Here is a 19,036-nt window from a genome sequence, read left to right on the forward strand (position 1 = left end):
ATTGAGTTTATCGCCCCCCTTTCTAACGGTTAAATCTTAAGTGTCATTCTCTATAATTTTCAAGAAACGGGGCAGCGCGTGGTTTGTACAAAGAATATAGCTTCGATTTGCTGAATTTAACTTGTTTCAACCGCTTTTTGCTTGTCTAAGTTGAATGGTCATCTCAGCTGACAGCTCAGTATTCAACTTACGAAGAATGTCGCGCAATACCCGCGAGATACAATTCCAATTTCTTCAACTCATTGCGCATCCGCTTGTATTGCTTGGTATGGCGGCTGTGCTCCTATACAGCTTTGTTTATTGAGTGCTTTGCTTGCCAGTGATATACTGATTTTACGCTTAAAAGGAGCATTGACCGTTGAGAGATTATCTGTGAACAATTTGGGATTGAAAGCAGGCCACCTAGTCTGGATTTTTTCTATTTATAATATTGGAATTGGCTTTTTTATCGAAGGGTTTGACGCCATATCCCAAAGTATCAGTGAAGTGGCTCTCGAAGCCCCTTTTTTTGCTTGGTCACACAGAACTGCCAACGTGCTTATCGGTCTTTCTATGTGTTTTTTTAGTTTCTCGCTAATCCGACTCCACAAGGGCTGGCTACCTTTTTCCACCGTAGTGATCTCATTGTTAGGTTTAAGTATGATAAGTGCGGGGATCTGGACCCTTGAAACGCCGTTACATCTACTTTATAACCTATCGATTTTTATGATTTTGGTACCGGTATTCTTCGCTGTAGAGTTTAAGTCCCAATTTCAGTCTGAGACCTTTGAAAAAGTCTGCCTGCTTTTTAGCTTTATACATGTGCTTGTTTTTTGGTCTATTTATGCCAATTTTATTCCGTATGAGTACAACGGCCTTATCCAGCGATTATGGGCAGTGCTAACTATGGGTTGGTTTGGGTTAGCAGCAAAAACGTTAACGTCCTCCTTAGCCATAGAAAAGCACTGATGAATACAAGCGGTTACCGCAATAGGACTATTTTGGTAACCGCCCAGCTATTCGGGTAATCAAGTAATTTGCCTGTAACTGATAATGGCAAGTAAAGTGTCGTTGTCCTTTCAACCGCTCGGCATAGCACTTATCCAGTTCCAACTCCAACGTTTGCTCCGTTAGTGATATTGCTCGCACCTGTGATTCCTCAAACCCCATGTATTCACCGACATAAGGGAAAACCGCCTTGAACAAACTCTCTTTTGCTGAAAAAGCTAAAGTAATATACTGCTCTGATGTCATACCGGTTTGCATCAACAACCGTTCTTCCTGAGAGCCAACCACATTGGAACGAATGTCTCTGACCACATATTGTGACATCAATGGCTCTACATCAATACCAATAAAATCATTACAGTGGCTAAAAGATACCGCACAAAGTGTCACATTATCACTGTGAGTGATAGAACCGACGATTTTCTGTGGCCAAATAGGATTTCTGTGACAACCAATGCTCACATGTGTATCGCTGGTACCCAACTCAGTCAAAGCTATTTTGGCACAATAACGACCCGCTAAAAACTCTGCCTGTCGCCTTGCCACCGCCCTCCCAAACTCGATAGGGAATACAATTCCCAGTTCAGAAAACAGGGTAGACTCATACCTTGTTACCTGAAACTCTGTTTGGGCAATCACAATATTTGAGACCAACCGAGTAACACCTACATTCCTAATAAAATCATTATCAGCTTCATGCGTCAGCAACTGCTTATTCATTAAAGGCCTCAAGTAATCTTGAGTGCTGGGGCTTTGTCAGTTTGGTCGGGATCCCATGTTTCAGCCCTACTATGATACTGTGGAGTTTATCAATCACGACATAGCGATTGTGATCAATGAAGAAATGATCACCTTTAACGTAGTGTATCTCGGTTTGATAAGAGGTAAGCTGCTCCCATGCTGCAAGTTGCGATGAGGTAACCTCATCATCAGCGTCCCCCCCAAGTACGGTTATAGGACAGTGAATTTTGATTTCTGGACTCTGATATTTATAGGCAATTCTAAAATCAGCTCTGAGCAGTGGTAGCAAAAACTGAATAAGCTCTAGGTTATCTAATACCTCTTGAGGCGTGCCATTGAGATCTTTTAGCTTTTCTATGAACAAGTTATCCGGCAATGTATGGAAGTCACTATCCAGCGCACAAATATTCGCCGCCCTACTTCCTGAGGCAATGAAGTGTTGAGGGCCGTCAAAACCGCTTGCTTCTAAAGCAATTGCTAATGCAAACGCCATCCGGCTCCCCAAACTATGCCCAATGAAAATATATGGCGTTTCAGTAATGTAGTCAGAACACAGCATAAGATCCTTTATGATCTTGTCCATCTCATCAAGCGCAGGTTCCATGATACGGGTGGCACGACCGGGCGGCTGTACCGCCACTAACTCAACGCCATGAGGCATGTGTTCGGCCCAAGGAATATAAGTGGTAGCATTCCCCCCTGCGTATGGGAAACAAAACACCCGCAATCGAGGTTTGAAGACTGGCTTTGGTATTATAAACCACTTTTCTTTAAGCTTTATTTCATTCATAACTAATCACCTCTTTAATGTTGCCATATCAGCTGGTGACCGGCTAGCGTCTTCCACCACAGGGATAACAATTGCCCCTTTTGCCGCATTAATAACTCCGCTCTCCTGTTCCACAGGGACAGCACGCACAATAGAGCCACCGTAATTATCAGCGAAATCAAAGGCCCCCCAGATAAAATGATGGGCACTAGGCTGCTGCGGATAAACACAGGTGGTGCTATGATCCGGTGAACAGTAGGATTGCAGTAGCCAGTCTCCTTCCGCAATGGCTACCTCTAAATCGTCAGCCCATTGCTGCGCAGTAATGAATTTACCTACACGAACATGATCGCCTTTCAAAGATTCGGCTTTTTTCAACACAAGAATGTCTTTGTTTGCCTTGGCATAGTCAGTCAAAGATTCCCCCAGCGAGGAAACGACTTTTACAGCTCCTTGGTTTTCCTGTATACAGGCGTCCATTTTCACTTTACAGCTCCACGGGATGTGCTTTTGGACTAACGTTTGTTCTTGCGGACTTAACTGCGCCAGCACTTTAGGTTCGTGCAAAAGCGCAAATAACAATTTATTACCTACAAACCGATGGGCCAAGGTATCAGGACAGACGATTTGTTCACTTTGGTGACTTTTGAATAACTGCTCGTAAAGCTCGCTCGGCAGCTCAGGATGGTTTACAAAAGCGATGTCCATTTGTTTGCCACCAAAGTAAATAGCGTCATTCTCATCCACTTGAATATTGTTGGTGGACTCTGTTATGGATAACGTGCCTTTGGGAAGATGTTGCTCCTGCAGCATGTTATAGATGAGGTTCAACTGCGATTCTACTTGAAACTTCGTAGAAAAATCAGGAAAAACTGCCAACAACAAAATATTTGGGTTTCGTTGTCGAGCTTTAGCAATAGGTTGCCCCATGCCCACTAAAGCTTGCATAAATTCTATCATCACCTGACGATAGGACAGCCGCCAGTTTTGGGTTTGTGGAAACTGTTTGAACATACCTTCGATAATCACTTTTAGGCTGTCCAGCTCCCATCCTCCCACATTTGAGCCAGCATTAATTTCGAGCAGTTTAGCTTCTTTTTGCTGATATAAATAATCATAGCGCATCAACAACTGTTCTCGTTTAACCGTGTTGCATGTCAGGTTGTTATAAAAGCTAGCTGGCAATTGAAAATAATCAGCGAAAGCCTGCGCATCACCTTCGAACATCAGCTCTAGAGCACGATAGCACAGCGAGGGTAAGGGGCTGGTTATTTCCCGTAGTTGGTCAATTAGCTGTCCATCAACGATTACCGGCCAAGAACCAAAAGCGCATTGATATTTGTTAACAAAGTCTTTTACCTGTTTCTCTTTACAAATATTAAACTTCTGCATTTGCGGTTTACTCACGAGCAAACTGAGGAGCTTGCCATTTAAGGTCGAGTAAAAGTTATCTGCAGTTTGGTTTTGCTCTGTTTCATGCGCACAAACCCGCGTAGGTTGCTGGTCCATTGTGCAATCGGTTTGAATTTTTGTCATATCAAATCAACTCCTTTATTAATCATACGACAAGGAGCAGGATAGCTCCGATATCGTTTGATGTACGTATAATTCGCGGGTACTAAAACTAGGAAGATTGCGCTTCTTCAATTCCGACATAATGCGCATGGCGTATAATGAGTTCCCTCCTAAATCAAAAAAGTTATCATTAGCAGAGACTTCACACCCAAGTACCTCCCGCCAGATGGCAATCATTTGTTGCAACATCTTATCTGCATTGCTTTGAGAGCGACCATTTGACTCGCTATGAGCAGTGTTTTTTCTATCACTAGCTTCTGATTGAGACATCTGTGCAGCGGTTTGCTCGTGTGCAACTGGCTCGTTTGCTGATGCCGAGTTTATGATTCGCTCAGGAAGGGCTTTTGTATCTAGTTTTCCGTTCGCGGTTAACGGGAACTCACTAACTCTATGCCACTTTGTAGGCAACATATACTCTGGTAGAGTTTGCGCAGCCAGTTGTTTCAGAGGTGTCAGATCTTCACAATGAGTTTGTAAGTATGCTTCTAAGCGGGCAGAAGCAGCATCCTGTTTCTCGGGTTGCTGCAATAAAACAGCAGCACCTTGAACATCAGGTAGCCCCAACAATGTGTGGCGGATCTCTCCTAGCTCAATGCGGTAACCTCGCAGTTTTACTTGTTGATCCAGACGCCCAAGGTGCTCTAAAGAACCGTCAGGCATTAAGCGCCCCTTATCACCACTGCGATACAAGCGATTACCAGAACGAAGAGGGTCGTCAACAAATTTTTCTGCGCTAAGCTCTGGCTTGCCGTGGTACCCCAGAGCAACACCAGCACCGCCTACACAAATTTCCCCAGCTAATCCTGGCGGCAAGGGGTTCATCTTTTCATCCATGACATAACAATACCAACTTGGCAGTGCTGTACCAACGGACTTGCTTCCCGCAAGCGCATCCTGACGAGTGACATCATGCCAAGTCACATGAACGGTAGTTTCGGTAATACCAAACATATTCACCAGACGACACTCTAACTCTGAGTAGCGTTGCATCCAAGGTAGTAGAGCCTTAGCATCTAGCGGCTCTCCACCAAAGATAACCAGACGAACGTCACATGCTCGCGAGTGCTGGAACTCTGCTTCTATAAACTGATAAAAAGCCGACGGAGTTTGATTTAGCACTGTCACCTTTTCATCTACCACTAGTTGATAAAAAGCTTCAGCAGAGCGAGATACCCAATAAGGGACTATCACCAGCTTGCCACCAGTTAACAAAGCCCCCCAAATCTCCCACACTGAGAAGTCAAAAGCTGTTGAGTGAAATAATGTCCAAACATCTTGACCACTCAGGGAAAAGTTATCTTTGGTGGCCGCTAATAAACTGATCACATTGCGATGTGGTACCATCACACCTTTAGGTTTACCGCTGGAACCTGAGGTATAAATCATATAGGCCGCCTGCCCAGCATCAGAGCTACTTGATTGAACTGGCGCATTTGATTGTGTAGAGGCTGCAAGTGTAAACGCCTCAAGACTCATGATATTGGTCTCTTCACACGACGGACACTCCCCAATGACCAGTGCCATTGCAGCATCCGCTACCGTGTATTGTAGACGCTCAGCCGGATAGCTGGGATCCATCGGCACATAAACGGCACCTGCATGCATTGTAGCCAACATCAATGCGATTAATTGAGGAGAGCGCATCACACAGATACCTACTTTATCACCCGGTTTAACGCCAGCTTCTTGCAATGCCCGAGTATATTGATTAGCGAGCATCTGCAACTCGCCATAGCTAACTTGTTGGCTTTCCAAGGTGAGCGCAACAGCATCAGAGTTGCATTTTACCTGTACTGAAAAAGCCTGTTCGATACGTAATTCGCGACTTCCCTGAGTATTTTCTGCATCATCGGATACATTGTTCAACAGGGCCATATCTGCACTCAATCGATCTTTATCTATAATGCTCAGTTCAGCGTAACTGAGTGCCCGATGTTCGGTAGCTTGTTTACTTAAACGCTCTTCATTAACAATCTGTAATGCCACATTATTTATACAATCAACTAGGTTCTCTACACCAGTCTGATCGTAATGAGCAGTGTCAAAATTGAATACCAAAGCAACACCGGTTTCTAATGGCTGCGCTTCTATGCTCAACGGTAACGGCGGCGCGAGATAAGGGTAATAATGTTGCTCAGCAAAAACCTCAGATGGTTGCAATAACCACGTTCCCCAAAATACTCCAATGCTAACCGTATCCGTATCCAGCCTATCGCGAGGACAAGATACAGCGCTTTGCCAAGCTTCTAAAAGCCGTTCACCTTCTTGGGTGATGCTGCTTTTGGGTGACGAAATCGCTAATGGTATCAACCTAAGCCTGTCACTTGTTTGCCTAGCACTTTTTGGATCAGTTTGAACAAGCTCAGCCCCCGCTATAACAGGCGAGCTTTCACCATAAAACACTGTCAGTACCCGCGCCACGGCAATCAGCAAAGTAGCCAAATTCTGCGCCCCTGGGATAAAAGCTCGATGCTGTTCATATATACATTGAGCCCCAGTATGGCGTGTATCCTCGACATCAACAGGATCTAGTTTTGCCCAGCTGGCTACCGGAGAGCCATACCCTGGGATTTTTACAGGTGCTAAATCAAGGAAATGGGGAGCGCTTATGCCCGCTTGTTGAGCAGGTTCGCATGCAACTATCTTTTGTGCCAGTTGCTGGAGTTCGCCACAATATACTAGGGGGTTCGCACTAATGATAATGAGATCTGCAATTCCATCAGAAAAGGTAAGAAGCACAACTCTGGTTTCACAGCTTACAAGACGGCTTATAGGCTGTGATAGATGCTTTTTGACATACTCTTCTGCAGCCTCAGTATGACTATAGCTATGACAATGATCAATGTGTACCGTCGTAGCCCTTTGTGACAGTTTGTCTTGTTCACCTTGAACGCTTGCAAAAGGTCTTTTGTAATAATTAAGCATTGCTCGGATAACATCTTGCTCATGAATGCGGCAACGCAGTGCTCGGCATTGGACAAGGGGGTAGCAAGCCTTTTGCGAGCTGGTAACTGGTGAGTTAGAAAATAAGGTATGTTGCATTAAATACTCCCAAACTACCTGATGGAAAACCCAGCATCAACTGTAATGTTGCTGCCGGTTACTCGCACAGATTCATCCGAAGCCAACCACACAGCCGCATTCGCAATATCGATTGGCTCCACAAGCGCATTCATGGGTTGAGACTCAATAAACGAAGATTCGTATTCTGTGCTATCTATTTGTAAAGAGCGGGCGATCTCTGCCAGCATCTCTCCCTCTTCACTCTGAGAATCTCGTACTGAGCCAGGACTAATCGCATTCACCCGTACTTTTGACGGCGCATAATCCAGCGCAGCGGCTTTAGTAAGGCCAATCACACCATGCTTTGATGCCACATAGCCCGCAAAGTATCGGTAACCCACTATGCCCGCGGTGGAGGCAATATTGATGATACTGCCCTGCTGTTGTTCCACCATGAATTTCCCTGCCGCTTTCATCAATCGCCAAGCACCGGTTAAATTGATGTCCAGCATGAGCTGCCAATCTCCTTCACTGGTGTCATGTAAAATCTTGCCTGACGGTGATACAACTCCGGCATTGTTGAGTAAAACATCAATACGCCCAAAGCGCTTAACAGCTTCATAAATAGCTTCATTCACCTGTCGAGCATCTCTAATGTCCACATTCATGGTAGTCACAATCGATCCATGCTGTCTGCATAACTGTGCGGTATGCTGCAATTGACTTTCAGAGCCCAAGTTGTAGGGTACCCCAGGTATGTTCTGTGCTACATCCAACAATACGAGGTTGGCACCATTGGCACTGAATTGTTGGGCACAGGCACGACCTAAACCTCTGGCCGCCCCCGTGACGATAATTGTTTTATTGACAAGTCTCATTTATCTACCCTGACTAGTTTAGTGATAGCTCAATGGCGTTTAATAGATCTGCTGGAGTATCCACAAAAAACATGTGTCCACCAGGCATTTCCCCACAGCGTAAAGACTGCTGTGTAGCCTTCTGCCAGCCTAAGAGCTGTTCACGACTTACCAACTCATCGTCTATGCCTCGCAAGGCGATGATATCCAGCTGGATACCTTGCGAGAAATCAGGCTTATAGCTCTCGTGCATCGCTACATCCGCTCGAAGGGTAGGCAATAGCAGTTCCCGCATAAAAGGATCCGTTAAAGCAGGATGGGTGTACCCTGAAAAAGTCGCAACCTGCTGTAAAAAGGCATCATCGTCCAAACCAGTTGCGCGAGCCTCTCTAGGATTCCACGGATCTGGGGAGCCGCTCACAATTAAGCTTTGCAACGACAAAGGAATCGCTTGTTTAAGTATTTGATGAGCTACTTCAAAGGCTAATACCGCTCCTAAACTGTGACCGAACAACACCGTTGGCAGGCTGTTGTCAACTAATTCGGGGATTTCTTGTGCTATGTCCTTAGCAGCCTGAACGACAGAGGTATAACAAGGTTCACTGAAGCGCTTTTCTCTGCCTAACAGCTGAATCGGCACTAGATTGAAGTACGGGTTCAGACCTGACCAAGGCGCGAAAAAAGACGCCCCGGCACCAGCAAAGGGTAAGCACACTAGATTAACTTTCTGCTGGCTCATAATTTAATCCCTCCTCAATGAATAGTTCGGCATCCTGAAAGCAATTGCACGCAGGGGCAAAATACAGGCGAGTACTGTGGTTAACAGGATTACGATCACCGTAAACAGTGTTGGCAAGATGTACACAGGCAACGAGAAGTCAAAGTACTCTTTGGCAAAAAAGTAGACTGCAGCGGCTAACAGCATGCCTATGAATAACCCCATGACTGTAGCAACACTATTATCCTTCAATACTAACTTTATAATGCTGTTGGGCTTGGCACCAATGGCCATGCGAATGCCTAATTCATTTTGTCTGAGTTTAACGCCATAACTGAGTACACCGAAAATTCCCAGCGCAGCCAGTAATAAAGTCATCACCGCCAACATGATGGTGATCGCTATTACCACATAGTCTTTTAGTAGCAAATTGTCATAGGCGTCTTGCACATTACTGTACGAGTATAATGAGAAGTTGCCGTTTACTTGCTTAACCAGCTGATTGATTTGCGATTTGTTTAACATCTGTCCAGGCTGCATTTTGACAATAAAGTTAAAGCCAGTGGTACGAGTGACATACACTCGGAACGTCGACGAACTACGAGGAATACTGATATCTCTCACCACACCAATCACAGTGTAGGGATCAGGTTTATTTTGCCAATAATAGCGTTTACCCAAAACATCTCCGCCAGGCACTAAATGGTTTGCTAAAGTTTCATTCACGATAATGTTGTTACTGGTATCGCGCACTTCCTCACTGGAGAAGTTGCGACCTTTTATCAAAGGCAATTCCATAATAGAAAAGTACTGATCATCCACCAAGTTGGTATTCGGTGACAATCGACCATCACCGGCCTGATTGAGGGCCAATAGTGATGTCCAATCGCTAGTCATCATCGGGGCAAACAGCGTGTTACTAACATTCTCAACACCGGCTTGCTGTAGCAAAACTTCACGAACACTTTCAATATACTGAATGCGCTCATCTCGGCTAAATTGTTGTGTCCCCGAACCTAAGGTAAAGTGTATTCTGTTTTCGGTAGCAAAACCGGAAGGTTTGCTTATGACTTCGATAGAGTTATTCAGCAAGTTTAAGATGCTGAAGATCAATACCGACGCCAACGCAATTTGGCTGGCTACTAGCAAATTTCTCGTAGTTTTCGAGATCTGCAACCCGGTACCTTTACCACTACTTTGCATGAAACCATTGAGTTTGCGGTAATCCAAGGAGCGACAAACAATAAAGGCAAAACAAATAGCCAACAGCACCGTCAGCACAAGAGCGAAGATCAGGCCTTGCGCTCCTAGCGCTAGTTCATCAATACGAGGGAGCACACCAGCTGTAAAATGCCTTAACAAACTGCTCACTACTGTTTGCACCAGCAAAGCAAACAGGCCTGAGAAACCCACCAATACTAGGTTCTCTGCCAATACTGTACCAAACACTTGTTTTGGTCCGGCTCCTACCGTTGCCTGTATAGCCAACCTGCGCTGATTTTCCGCGGCTCTTGAAAGCAGTAAGTTACCCACGTTAACGCAAGCAATAAACAGTAATGAAATACTTCCAGCGAATAGCATTAATGCAGTGCGATAGCTATCTCCAACAATTAACGTTTTGAACGATTGCACATCAATATTGATACGAGCGTTTTGTAAAAAGCCCACCCCTACAGTTTCTTGCTTGAACCGCTCGTTCAGCACTGTCGACAACTGTGCACTGGCTTGTTCAGCCGTCACATCAGGCTTTAAACGCCCAACAAAACGCAGCGCTCCAGTGGCCGATTGCCAATCTTTTCTAAAAGCTTCATTCCAATCATTAAACTCCCAAGGCACCCAGATATCGGCTACGGAACTGGTATTGAAGATACTCGGTTCCACAAAGTCTTCGGCAGCCACTCCCACAATGCGGTAACTTTTGCCTGATAGTTCTACTGTTTCAGTGAGTATATCGTGACGTTGCCCAAATTCTCTTGTCCACAAACGGTGACTGATAACTGCAACAGGCTCATCCTCAGTACTAAAAGCAGAGCCTATTTCCATAGCCATCCCCACCAAAGAAAACCATTGTGCAGAGCTATGCACCACAAAAACTCTAGGCTGGTCAGTTAAATTTAAAATAACCGTTTCTGCATAGTTAAGAATGGCGCTGGATTCAAACACCGTTTGCTGCTTTTGCAACAACTCAACACCGGGGTAAGGATAAAAGCCATTTAAGTTGAGCTTATCGCCGTCGTAACGCTGCCCAACGGCAACGTGCAACTGTTCGGAATCAGGGTAAGGCAGTGGTTTAACAAGCAGTAGATAGCTCAAAGCAAACATACTCAACAAGGTACCAATAGCCAGACCAAGAGTGATCACAACAGGCAGGCTTAGTCCTGGGCGGTTGAGCACATTTTGCAGGCCGCACTTTAGTTCATAACGCCAATTCATGCTATCTCCTCGTAATTCTGAGTACCAAAGTTGATTTGTCCGTCAAATAAGGACAATTTGGTTTTTGCCATATCGGCATAGCGAGGATCATGCGTTACCATGCAAATAGTTGTGCCTTGCTGGTTTAAGGTATCTAGCAATTGCATGATCAGCTCACCATTTTTGGAATCCAGATTCCCCGTTGCCTCATCTACCAGTAAAATGGCAGGCTCAGTTACCAATGCTCGGGCAATTGCGATGCGCTGTTGCTGTCCACCAGAAAGTTGATTAGGTTTGTGATTAATGCGATGACCCATTTCCACTTTTTTCAAGCTATCTTCTACTCGAGCGCGAATGGTATCGTCGCTAAGTTGCTCGTCGCTATAACGCAATGGTAGGGCTACGTTTTCAAAGACTGACAGTTCGTCAATAAGATTAAATTGCTGGAAAACGAAGCCTATTTTTTTATTTCTGACTTGAGCGGCGTCAGCCAAAGAAAGTTCCGTCACATCTTGACCATCCAATATATACTCACCACCAGACGGGGCATCCAACAGTCCCATGATGGTCAATAGCGTGGATTTACCACAACCAGATGGACCAGAAATTGATACGTAGTCGCCTTTAGCTATTTCCATGTCCAACTCTTTGAGCGCATAGGTTTCCATTGTCTCGGTTGAGTACATCTTAGTGATATTGCGCATTTTGATGATAGGTTGTCTCATGATTCAAATTTCCTAATTAAATAATTTTGATAGTCTCAGCCGAGCGATAAGCCGAGGTGTCCGACAATACAACTGTAGAATTGCTGGAGATTGGAGATAATAATTGAATGTACTGCCCTGAGGCCGCACCAAACTTCATGGTGTGGCGCTGCGCACTTTGGCCATCCTCTAAAAGCAAGAACACCACTGCCTCAGAATAGGCAGAGACATTTGCTGGGCGCTGCACATAGTAAGTGTTAGGAATATTTTCGGTCACGATTGTGGCGTCGATGCTCAAGTTCGATCTGGCACTACTTGGTAGTTCACCGATAAGCTTGGCTTCCACCGTGACAGTGCCTTCTTCCACAGTAGGATCAATGCGCTTAATTTGCCCCATTATTTTGTCGGCGCGAGTATCTATGATAGCTTCCTGACCTACAGCGATAAATTCTGCTTTGGCCTGAGGCACTTTGATAAGGGCCACTAAATCCTTCGTGCTGCCTAGCAACACTAGCTTGGCCCCTGCGGTAATGCTTTGCCCCAATTCAATATGCAGTTTTTGCAAGACCCCTGACATACCAGCACGCACGGTTAAGTTATCGAACCGACGTTGAATGGTTTGCTGCTTACCTTCGCTTTGCTTGATAAGCTCTTGTTGGATGTTGATGGCTTCTTGATTTACCTGTTTCAACTGCTCAAGGCGGTTTTGGTAAATATCTATTCGCTTATTTAGCTGCTCCGATTTGAGTAAAGTTTCCTGATAATCCAGTTGACTTACAATGCCCTCTGCCAGCAGTTTAGTTTGTGCTCCAAGGCGAGCGTTGGTAGTAGCATATTGAGCGCGGATCTCTTCCAGCCCAGCTTCCTCTTGCAATACCTCACGTTTATGCTGCAAGATCAGTTGACGTAGGGTCGCTTTTCGCAAAGCCAATTCCTGCATCGCTGTGTTTAACTCCTGCTCTAATTCGGGATTGCTCAGGCGTAAAATCACACTGTCGGGTTCTACCAGAGCGCCTGGTTTTAGAACAATTTCTTCAACCGTTGCATTACTTAAACTAGTAAGCAGTTTTTGTTCACCTGAGCGAAGGTGTCCGTATCCTGAGACTTCCACTGAAAATGCACCATAATGCACTTTACCGATGAGTATGGAGTCTTTTTCCAGTTGTATGTCATCCTCATTACTGCTTTGAATCATCAAAGCAGCAAAAACCATAGCTAACACACCCAGCGCCACGTGAAAGTAGCGTGAGTTCAATTTCTTAGCCGGCTTTTTTGGGGTTTTGGCTATATCCATGCTGTTTCTCCATTAATTAGTTCTATTTAAGTCGGCACTGGGTTTAACCATACCTACGAGTATCTTACGGTTCCCAACAAACGGCTCTCTACCATGAGTAAACTTCAGATTATCCAGCAACAGAAGATCGTTCTTTTGCCAATCGAAGCTACGCAAGTTACGTTCATAGGTTTGTCTTATCTGTTGCAAATACTCCAAAGGAATGGGACTGCCATCACCAAAATAAGCATTACGCGGTAATCCTTTTTCCCCATATGACTGTAACAACGCGTCCTGCTCAGCTTGCGCAAAGCTGCTAACATGAAAAAGATGGGCTTGGTTAAACCATATCCGCTCTTGCGTCTGGGGGTGAATTTGTACCGCTGGATTAACTTGGATGGTACGTAAGCGATCACCCGGCAACCAGATGAAACGCAAACTGTGAGCCTGACAATAGGCTTCTACGTCTTGCTTCTCAGTCGTCTGGAAGACTTCTTGCCAAGGCAAGTCAACATCTCCGTAGTTACGCACATACATAACGCCCTTTTCCTCGAAAGCCGATACAATCTCCCTAGGCAACTGTCGATAGATTTCACGGCTATCACAAATGGGAGTACGCCCTCCTTGTTCAGGCTCAATTAGACACAAAAAGCCTAAATAATCAGGCCAGCTATCGGAGTACGCATTTTCATTGTGCTGCTGAATTACTTCATCGCAGCTGTACTCAGTCGCCGTGTATACATTGCCTTTCATACCGGTACGAGGCGTCGAACGGTAACGATATTCCAAAAGTTCAGAGTCAAACAGATTGGTCAATACTTCGCTGAACTTCTTGCTACTGTTAACTTTTAAACCTCGCAGTAACACCGCACCGTGTCGTTGCAACAATTCCAATACCTGCTGGCGATGCTGCAATGCCCAATCTTGTATCTTGATGGCACCTGTATTTATATTAAACACGATAGGGGTATCGTCAGAGCACACACCAGCTGAAGCTTGTGCAACATAGCTCGGCGATGCCGATGAATCCCTATCTAAATCAGTGGTTAACCTTTCCATAGCGTTACCCTATAACCAGATCGTTGCGCTGAATGGGATCTGCCTGCAAAAACATAATGCGGCGCTCCCCTTCGAACGGTCTGCGAGAGTGGGCGGTGATGAGGTTGTCTAACAATACCAAGTCGCCTTTTTGCCAACTAAAGTCGACAGTTTCTTCCAAATACGCCTGACGTAGTAACGTCAGTACATCATCTTCAATGCGGCTACCGTCCCCGTAATAGGTGTTATTCGGCAGACCTTCTTCTCCACAAATGCTCAGCAAAGCTTCACGAACACTTTCTGGCAAAGTGGAGTAATGGAAAAAAGTAATATGGTTAAACCACGACCGCTCTCCTGTTACAGGATGCTTTAATGCTGCTTCTCGTATTTGACGTGTGCGCAAGTGCTCATCAGACATCCACTCCACAGCTATGCCTGCTGCATGGCAATAATCCTCAACGTCCTGTTTACGAGTAGTTTTAAACGCCTCTTGCCAGGTCATTCCTATTCCCGTGCCATAGTTGCGAACGTACATCCATTTCTTTTCTAAAAACCGAGAAACCACATCCGCAGGCAACCTTTGATATATGCGACGACAATCGGCTAGGGGGGTTTGACCCCCTACCGGCGAAGGCTGATCGCAATAAAAAAACAACTTATTAGGAAAACTCTGCATGTAGGAGTTTTCATTGTGTAGGAAGATGTTTTCATCACTGCGATAATCAGTGGAAGTAAAAACATTGCCACTAATCTTGCTTCTAGGAGAGCTTTCTTCCACGTTGTTAAAAGTAACATCACTCAGTTTTCCAGCGGCTTGTTCAAATTCCGCTGCGCTCATGTGTGCAAACCCGCGAAATAGAATGGCACCATGCAAAGGTAGCTTACCGCTCGCTGCCTCTGCGTTCTGCTCCAACCATTGCAACAAGTCGTCACCGCTTGCTGGCGCATTGATGACAAGGGGTAATGGGTATTTTTTCGACGCCTGTTCATTCATTACGACTTACTCCTTGCTGGCAACATCAGCTTGTCTCACTGACAGTTGGAACAGATTACCGAATACAGGAAAGAGCTTAGGTACTTGGCGCAACTCTAAAGCATTCGCAGCAAGTTTGAGTCTATCCTCTGATTGAGGTAACTCACTCTTCCAACTAAGAGTTAATTGATTCACACCTTCGTTTAATAACTCTGCCGCCATAGTGATGGTTTGTGTTTTCCATCGCTTACCAGCTTGAATTTCGGCTATGATTGCGCCGTTACACAACAACTTCACTGGCAGCTCTGAGGCTAACTGAACACCTAGGCGTAAAGTGGCCGTAAGTAATAAATCACGATCATTTCTAGCGACAAAACTAAAATGGTTTTGCAGGTCATAAGCCTGAAAATATGCAGGTGTACCGCCTTCATTGCCTTTACCCGTTTGAGCATTCGATATAGCAGTGCTATGAAAGAATGGGTTTAACAGATCTGTCGCTTGTTCGTTCACCTGCAAATTCGACAAACGGGTTTCTAGTAGTCTCTGGCCAGCTTTGATCCCTCGTTTCTCTAAAGCACTGGTCATCGCATCGAACAACACTTTGTCGAAGCACTTGAACTCCATATTAAATAGGTAACGCTGCAAATTCGGTGAGACTTGTTCCATTAATTGCTCAGAGGCTTTATGCATCCATAACGGTAAATCACTACGAGTTTGCACCTCCATAAACAACTGCATTACCTCTGCAATCGCTTGATCTTTCTCCAGAGCCTGCTCGCAGAAGTACTCAACCAGTTCAGCACTTTGCCCCCAATGAGCATTGTGGATAGCCGCCAGAAAGTGTCCTTCAGACTCGGTTTGCAGGCTAATGTCCGTGGATTTTCCCATTAGCGGCTGCAACTCGAAGGTCTCTCCAGCCCAAAGTTTGATATGATGACTAGCAATAGCTGCCATGGCGACTTTGATGCCTTCACTGCTTAGGTGACAGTAATCTAAAAACAGTTCTCTACCTGGTAACTTATTTTCACAAGCATTGCTGTCAGCATTTAAGTACTGACTAAATACCTCAGGTAAATCAATAACATGCTGTTTATTTAACGATACTTCAGCTTTCAATGTATTACTGCTGACAGATAACATACGAGGTGAGTTACTGCGCATAAAATCCCAACATGCTGCATCACAGGCAGCCTGCAAATGAACACGGCGCTTTTGTGTTTCGCCTTGTTGTTCGTATACTTCAGCCAGCAGATAATGAGTTACTGAACAATTCTCTTCATCCAGCACCAACATCTGATTCGCCAACTCTTGTGCTCTGTCAAATTTAGCCTCATGAATAGCTGCAGTTGCCTGCGCATATAGCTCCTGCCATTGCTGATTTCGGCCAGTAACTAACCAAGGTGCATTGCTAGGTGGATCGCGCCAGTCTTGTAGACAAAACTCAGGAATTACCCAACTAACGGGAATGTCATTCTTGCCGTATAGGTCATCAACTTTGTCTACCAGCGCTTTAATATCGGCCTCTAAACAGGTTTCAATTTGACGACGAAAACCACTAACGCCTTGCTCTCGTAATCCATCAGCAAGGGTAGCCAGCAATGGTGCGTCCTGATTAGCCCCCACGCCCCAGTTATTACCTGCAAAGATGACCAATGCATCAGGGTTTAAGGCGACAGCTGCTTCGGCTAGTTCTGAAATTGTGGTGAGATCAGCGTTGGTTCTGGCCAAATCAACAACTTCCACTTCTTCTTCTCCAAAACGGGACTGCAAAATACTCTGCAATACCTGAGCAGGCGTATACATAGGGTCGTACAAGAATCCACGTGCAGCTGACTCACCCAGATAGACAATGCGTTTTTTCTGAGTTACCGCTTCAATACGTGGGTTTTGAGCCCACATAGGCCAAACATCGGCCATGGCAGGATCTCGCTCATAGGCAGCAGATTCAACGCCTTGCTGTTTATCTTGGTCTGCAAGTTTCCAAATACCTATGTGGTTGTGCTGTTTGCTATTCTTTTTAGGAGCTGTATCACCAGGTTCAAGACCTAATTGTCTGAGCAGGTGCACCAGCTCTTTGCTTTCTTGATGCTGCATCATATTAGCCAGACGATCAGCGCGATTAATGTGTGCTTTAGTGATCTCTTTCATTAGAATTCCTGCCTTATAAAAACGTGTAAACAAGGTGACCCGGCGCAGCATTTTTGCGAGGTGGTACCACCGGGGTATTTTCAACTGCTCGACGCCACATAGAGGGAATATCATCTTGAGCAATCACGAAATCATCCAACACCAAAATATCGATATTGGCGCGAATGAAACAGATAATGCATTCCACGGCACTAGTAACTATGGGTTCACCACGCACGTTGAATGAGGTATTGAGCAAAATAGGACAGTCTGTTAATTCATCGAAACGGTTGATCAATTCCGCAAACCGCGGGTTAATATCGGGATTGACTGTTTGCACACGAGCTGAATTGTCAACGTGCGTAATAGCGGGTAAATCCAGCAACGACGACACTTGACAGGTAGCTAACATGAAAGGAGACGGAGCTGCTAATTCAAAATGTTCAAGGGACTTATCCAGAGCCACTACCGGTGCAAATGGACGGAAATCTTCGCGCTTTTTCACCAAAGCATTGATGCGTGCGCGCATATCCGGTACTCGGGGATCGGCAATAATAGAGCGAGCACCCAGTGCTCTGGGACCAAACTCCTGACGTCCCTGACACCAGCCGACTACTTTGCCCTGCGCCAACTGCTCTGCGGTATAAGCTAATAGGGCAGATTCATCATGGCGAAAATCTAAGTGCTTAACTCCTGATTGTTTAAGTACTTTTTCGATGTCTTGAAGGTTGTTTCCAGGCCCTAGATAAACCTGTTGCATTTCACTGAAGCCATTGCGATGACCCGTAAGCTCCACGTGCGCTAGAGCCGCCGCACCTAGGGCTGTACCGGCATCTCCTGCTGCGGGTTGTACAAATAAGTTTTCGTAAGGACCCTGTGCCAAAATTTTACCATTGGCCACACAGTTAAGTGCCACACCGCCTGCCATACACAAATTCTTGCTTGGCACTTTACTGTATAGGTATTCCACCTTTTTAAGCAGCATCTCTTCGAGCACCACTTGCAAGCTTTTCGCTACATCTTTATGAAACTGGGAAAGCTCAGACTCTCGCTCTCTCGGTGGCTGACTCATCAGTTCCACAAGCGCATCGGAGTACATACTATCTGTTTGTAGAAAGTTAAAATAAGTTTGATTTAAGTGATACTGGCCATTTTCGCCCTCTTCCACTAGATGACGTAGCTTGTCTGCATAGATAGGTTCACCGTATGGTGCCAAACCCATGACCTTGTATTCACCACTGTTGACCTTAAAGCCCAAATAACTGGTAATGGTACTGTAGAATAGACCAATGGAATCAGGGAAAGTGACTTCTTCAAACAATTCCAACTTTTCTTTGTCACCACGACCATATGTAGTGGTTGCCCACTCACCAACACCATCAACAGTCAAGACGGCAGCATCATCAAATCCTGAGTAATAATAGCTACTGGCCGCATGAGATAAGTGATGTTCGAAGTAAACGATTTTCCCATCGAACCCAAGGGTTTCACGCATAATTTCTTCTGGTGTGGGAGCTGTTAGGTTAGCGAATACTTCCTGACGTCGCTTACTATCAGCCCCATCAATGCTACCCATCCACAACTGTCTAGACAGCTTCTTTTCAGGCTGCTCATAATATGCAATACAGTCAACCTGATCGATGCTGATGTCATTCTGCGCTAAGCAATATTTAAGGCTTTGAATTGGAAAGTTTTTGTCGTTTTTGACCCGACTAAATCGCTCTTCTTGCGCCGCTGCAAGTAACTCACCATTTCGCAAAATACAACAAGCGGAATCATGGTAGCCAAACGACAGTCCAATAACTATTAAGTCTTGCTTTTTCATTTTTATATCCTAAGTTCAAACGGCATTGGTACCG

General features: G+C 45.2%; 14 protein-coding genes. 1 reads left to right on the forward strand and 13 read right to left on the reverse strand.

Annotation, left to right across the window (positions count from 1 at the left end):
* The first annotated feature begins 300 nt into the window (after positions 1-300).
* Complete coding sequence (locus tag L641_RS0114750) at positions 301-948, forward strand: DUF998 domain-containing protein (protein ID WP_253944064.1); 648 nt, start codon at positions 301-303, stop codon at positions 946-948.
* A 27-nt stretch (positions 949-975) separates the two neighbouring features.
* Here the strand turns inward: L641_RS0114750 and L641_RS0114755 are convergent, their stop codons facing one another.
* The 13 genes from L641_RS0114755 to L641_RS0114810 all read right to left on the reverse strand — a co-directional run bounded on the left by L641_RS0114755 (position 976) and on the right by L641_RS0114810 (position 19,002).
* A complete protein-coding gene (locus tag L641_RS0114755) occupies positions 976-1,707 on the reverse strand; it encodes a 4'-phosphopantetheinyl transferase superfamily protein (RefSeq protein WP_024602299.1) in 732 nt (243 codons plus the stop codon).
* Positions 1,700-2,518 carry a thioesterase domain-containing protein gene (locus tag L641_RS0114760; RefSeq protein WP_029750392.1) on the reverse strand — a complete coding sequence of 273 codons (819 nt, stop codon included), beginning with the start codon at positions 2,516-2,518 and terminating at the stop codon, positions 1,700-1,702. Before L641_RS0114760 ends, L641_RS0114755 begins: the two co-directional genes overlap by 8 nt.
* A gap of 6 nt (positions 2,519-2,524) precedes the next feature.
* Positions 2,525-4,033 (reverse strand): hypothetical protein, encoded by a 1,509-nt coding sequence (locus L641_RS0114765; protein ID WP_024602301.1) that lies wholly within the window; start codon positions 4,031-4,033, stop codon positions 2,525-2,527.
* Positions 4,034-4,051: 18 nt separating this feature from the next.
* Positions 4,052-6,811, reverse strand: a complete 2,760-nt coding sequence (locus tag L641_RS22370; protein WP_158000850.1) for an amino acid adenylation domain-containing protein — start codon at positions 6,809-6,811, stop codon at positions 4,052-4,054.
* A gap of 317 nt (positions 6,812-7,128) precedes the next feature.
* On the reverse strand, positions 7,129-7,953 hold the full coding sequence (locus L641_RS0114775) for an SDR family oxidoreductase (RefSeq protein ID WP_024602303.1): 825 nt from the start codon (positions 7,951-7,953) through the stop codon (positions 7,129-7,131).
* 13 nt (positions 7,954-7,966) lie between these two features.
* Complete coding sequence (locus tag L641_RS0114780) at positions 7,967-8,671, reverse strand: alpha/beta fold hydrolase (protein WP_024602304.1); 705 nt, start codon at positions 8,669-8,671, stop codon at positions 7,967-7,969.
* A 3-nt stretch (positions 8,672-8,674) separates the two neighbouring features.
* The gene (locus L641_RS0114785; protein WP_024602305.1) at positions 8,675-11,083 is read right to left on the reverse strand and encodes an ABC transporter permease; all 2,409 of its coding nucleotides are present in this window, start codon (positions 11,081-11,083) and stop codon (positions 8,675-8,677) included.
* Positions 11,080-11,787 carry an ABC transporter ATP-binding protein gene (locus L641_RS0114790; RefSeq protein WP_024602306.1) on the reverse strand — a complete coding sequence of 236 codons (708 nt, stop codon included), beginning with the start codon at positions 11,785-11,787 and terminating at the stop codon, positions 11,080-11,082. The genes L641_RS0114785 and L641_RS0114790 overlap by 4 nt, the downstream gene beginning before the upstream one ends.
* A gap of 16 nt (positions 11,788-11,803) precedes the next feature.
* On the reverse strand, positions 11,804-13,060 hold the full coding sequence (locus L641_RS0114795) for an HlyD family efflux transporter periplasmic adaptor subunit (RefSeq protein WP_024602307.1): 1,257 nt from the start codon (positions 13,058-13,060) through the stop codon (positions 11,804-11,806).
* Between the two features lie 12 nt (positions 13,061-13,072).
* A complete protein-coding gene (locus L641_RS0114800) occupies positions 13,073-14,098 on the reverse strand; it encodes a TauD/TfdA family dioxygenase (RefSeq protein ID WP_024602308.1) in 1,026 nt (341 codons plus the stop codon).
* A gap of 4 nt (positions 14,099-14,102) precedes the next feature.
* Positions 14,103-15,071, reverse strand: a complete 969-nt coding sequence (locus L641_RS22375; protein ID WP_051385871.1) for a TauD/TfdA family dioxygenase — start codon at positions 15,069-15,071, stop codon at positions 14,103-14,105.
* A 6-nt stretch (positions 15,072-15,077) separates the two neighbouring features.
* Positions 15,078-17,198, reverse strand: a complete 2,121-nt coding sequence (locus L641_RS23120; RefSeq protein ID WP_051385872.1) for a hypothetical protein — start codon at positions 17,196-17,198, stop codon at positions 15,078-15,080.
* 13 nt (positions 17,199-17,211) lie between these two features.
* Positions 17,212-19,002: a carbamoyltransferase N-terminal domain-containing protein gene (locus L641_RS0114810; RefSeq protein WP_024602309.1), complete on the reverse strand. Its 1,791-nt coding sequence runs from the start codon at positions 19,000-19,002 to the stop codon at positions 17,212-17,214.
* Positions 19,003-19,036 lie beyond the last annotated feature (34 nt).

Origin of the sequence: Pseudoalteromonas sp. TB41, assembly GCF_000497975.1 — a bacterium.
Lineage (GTDB): Bacteria > Pseudomonadota > Gammaproteobacteria > Enterobacterales > Alteromonadaceae > Pseudoalteromonas > Pseudoalteromonas tetraodonis.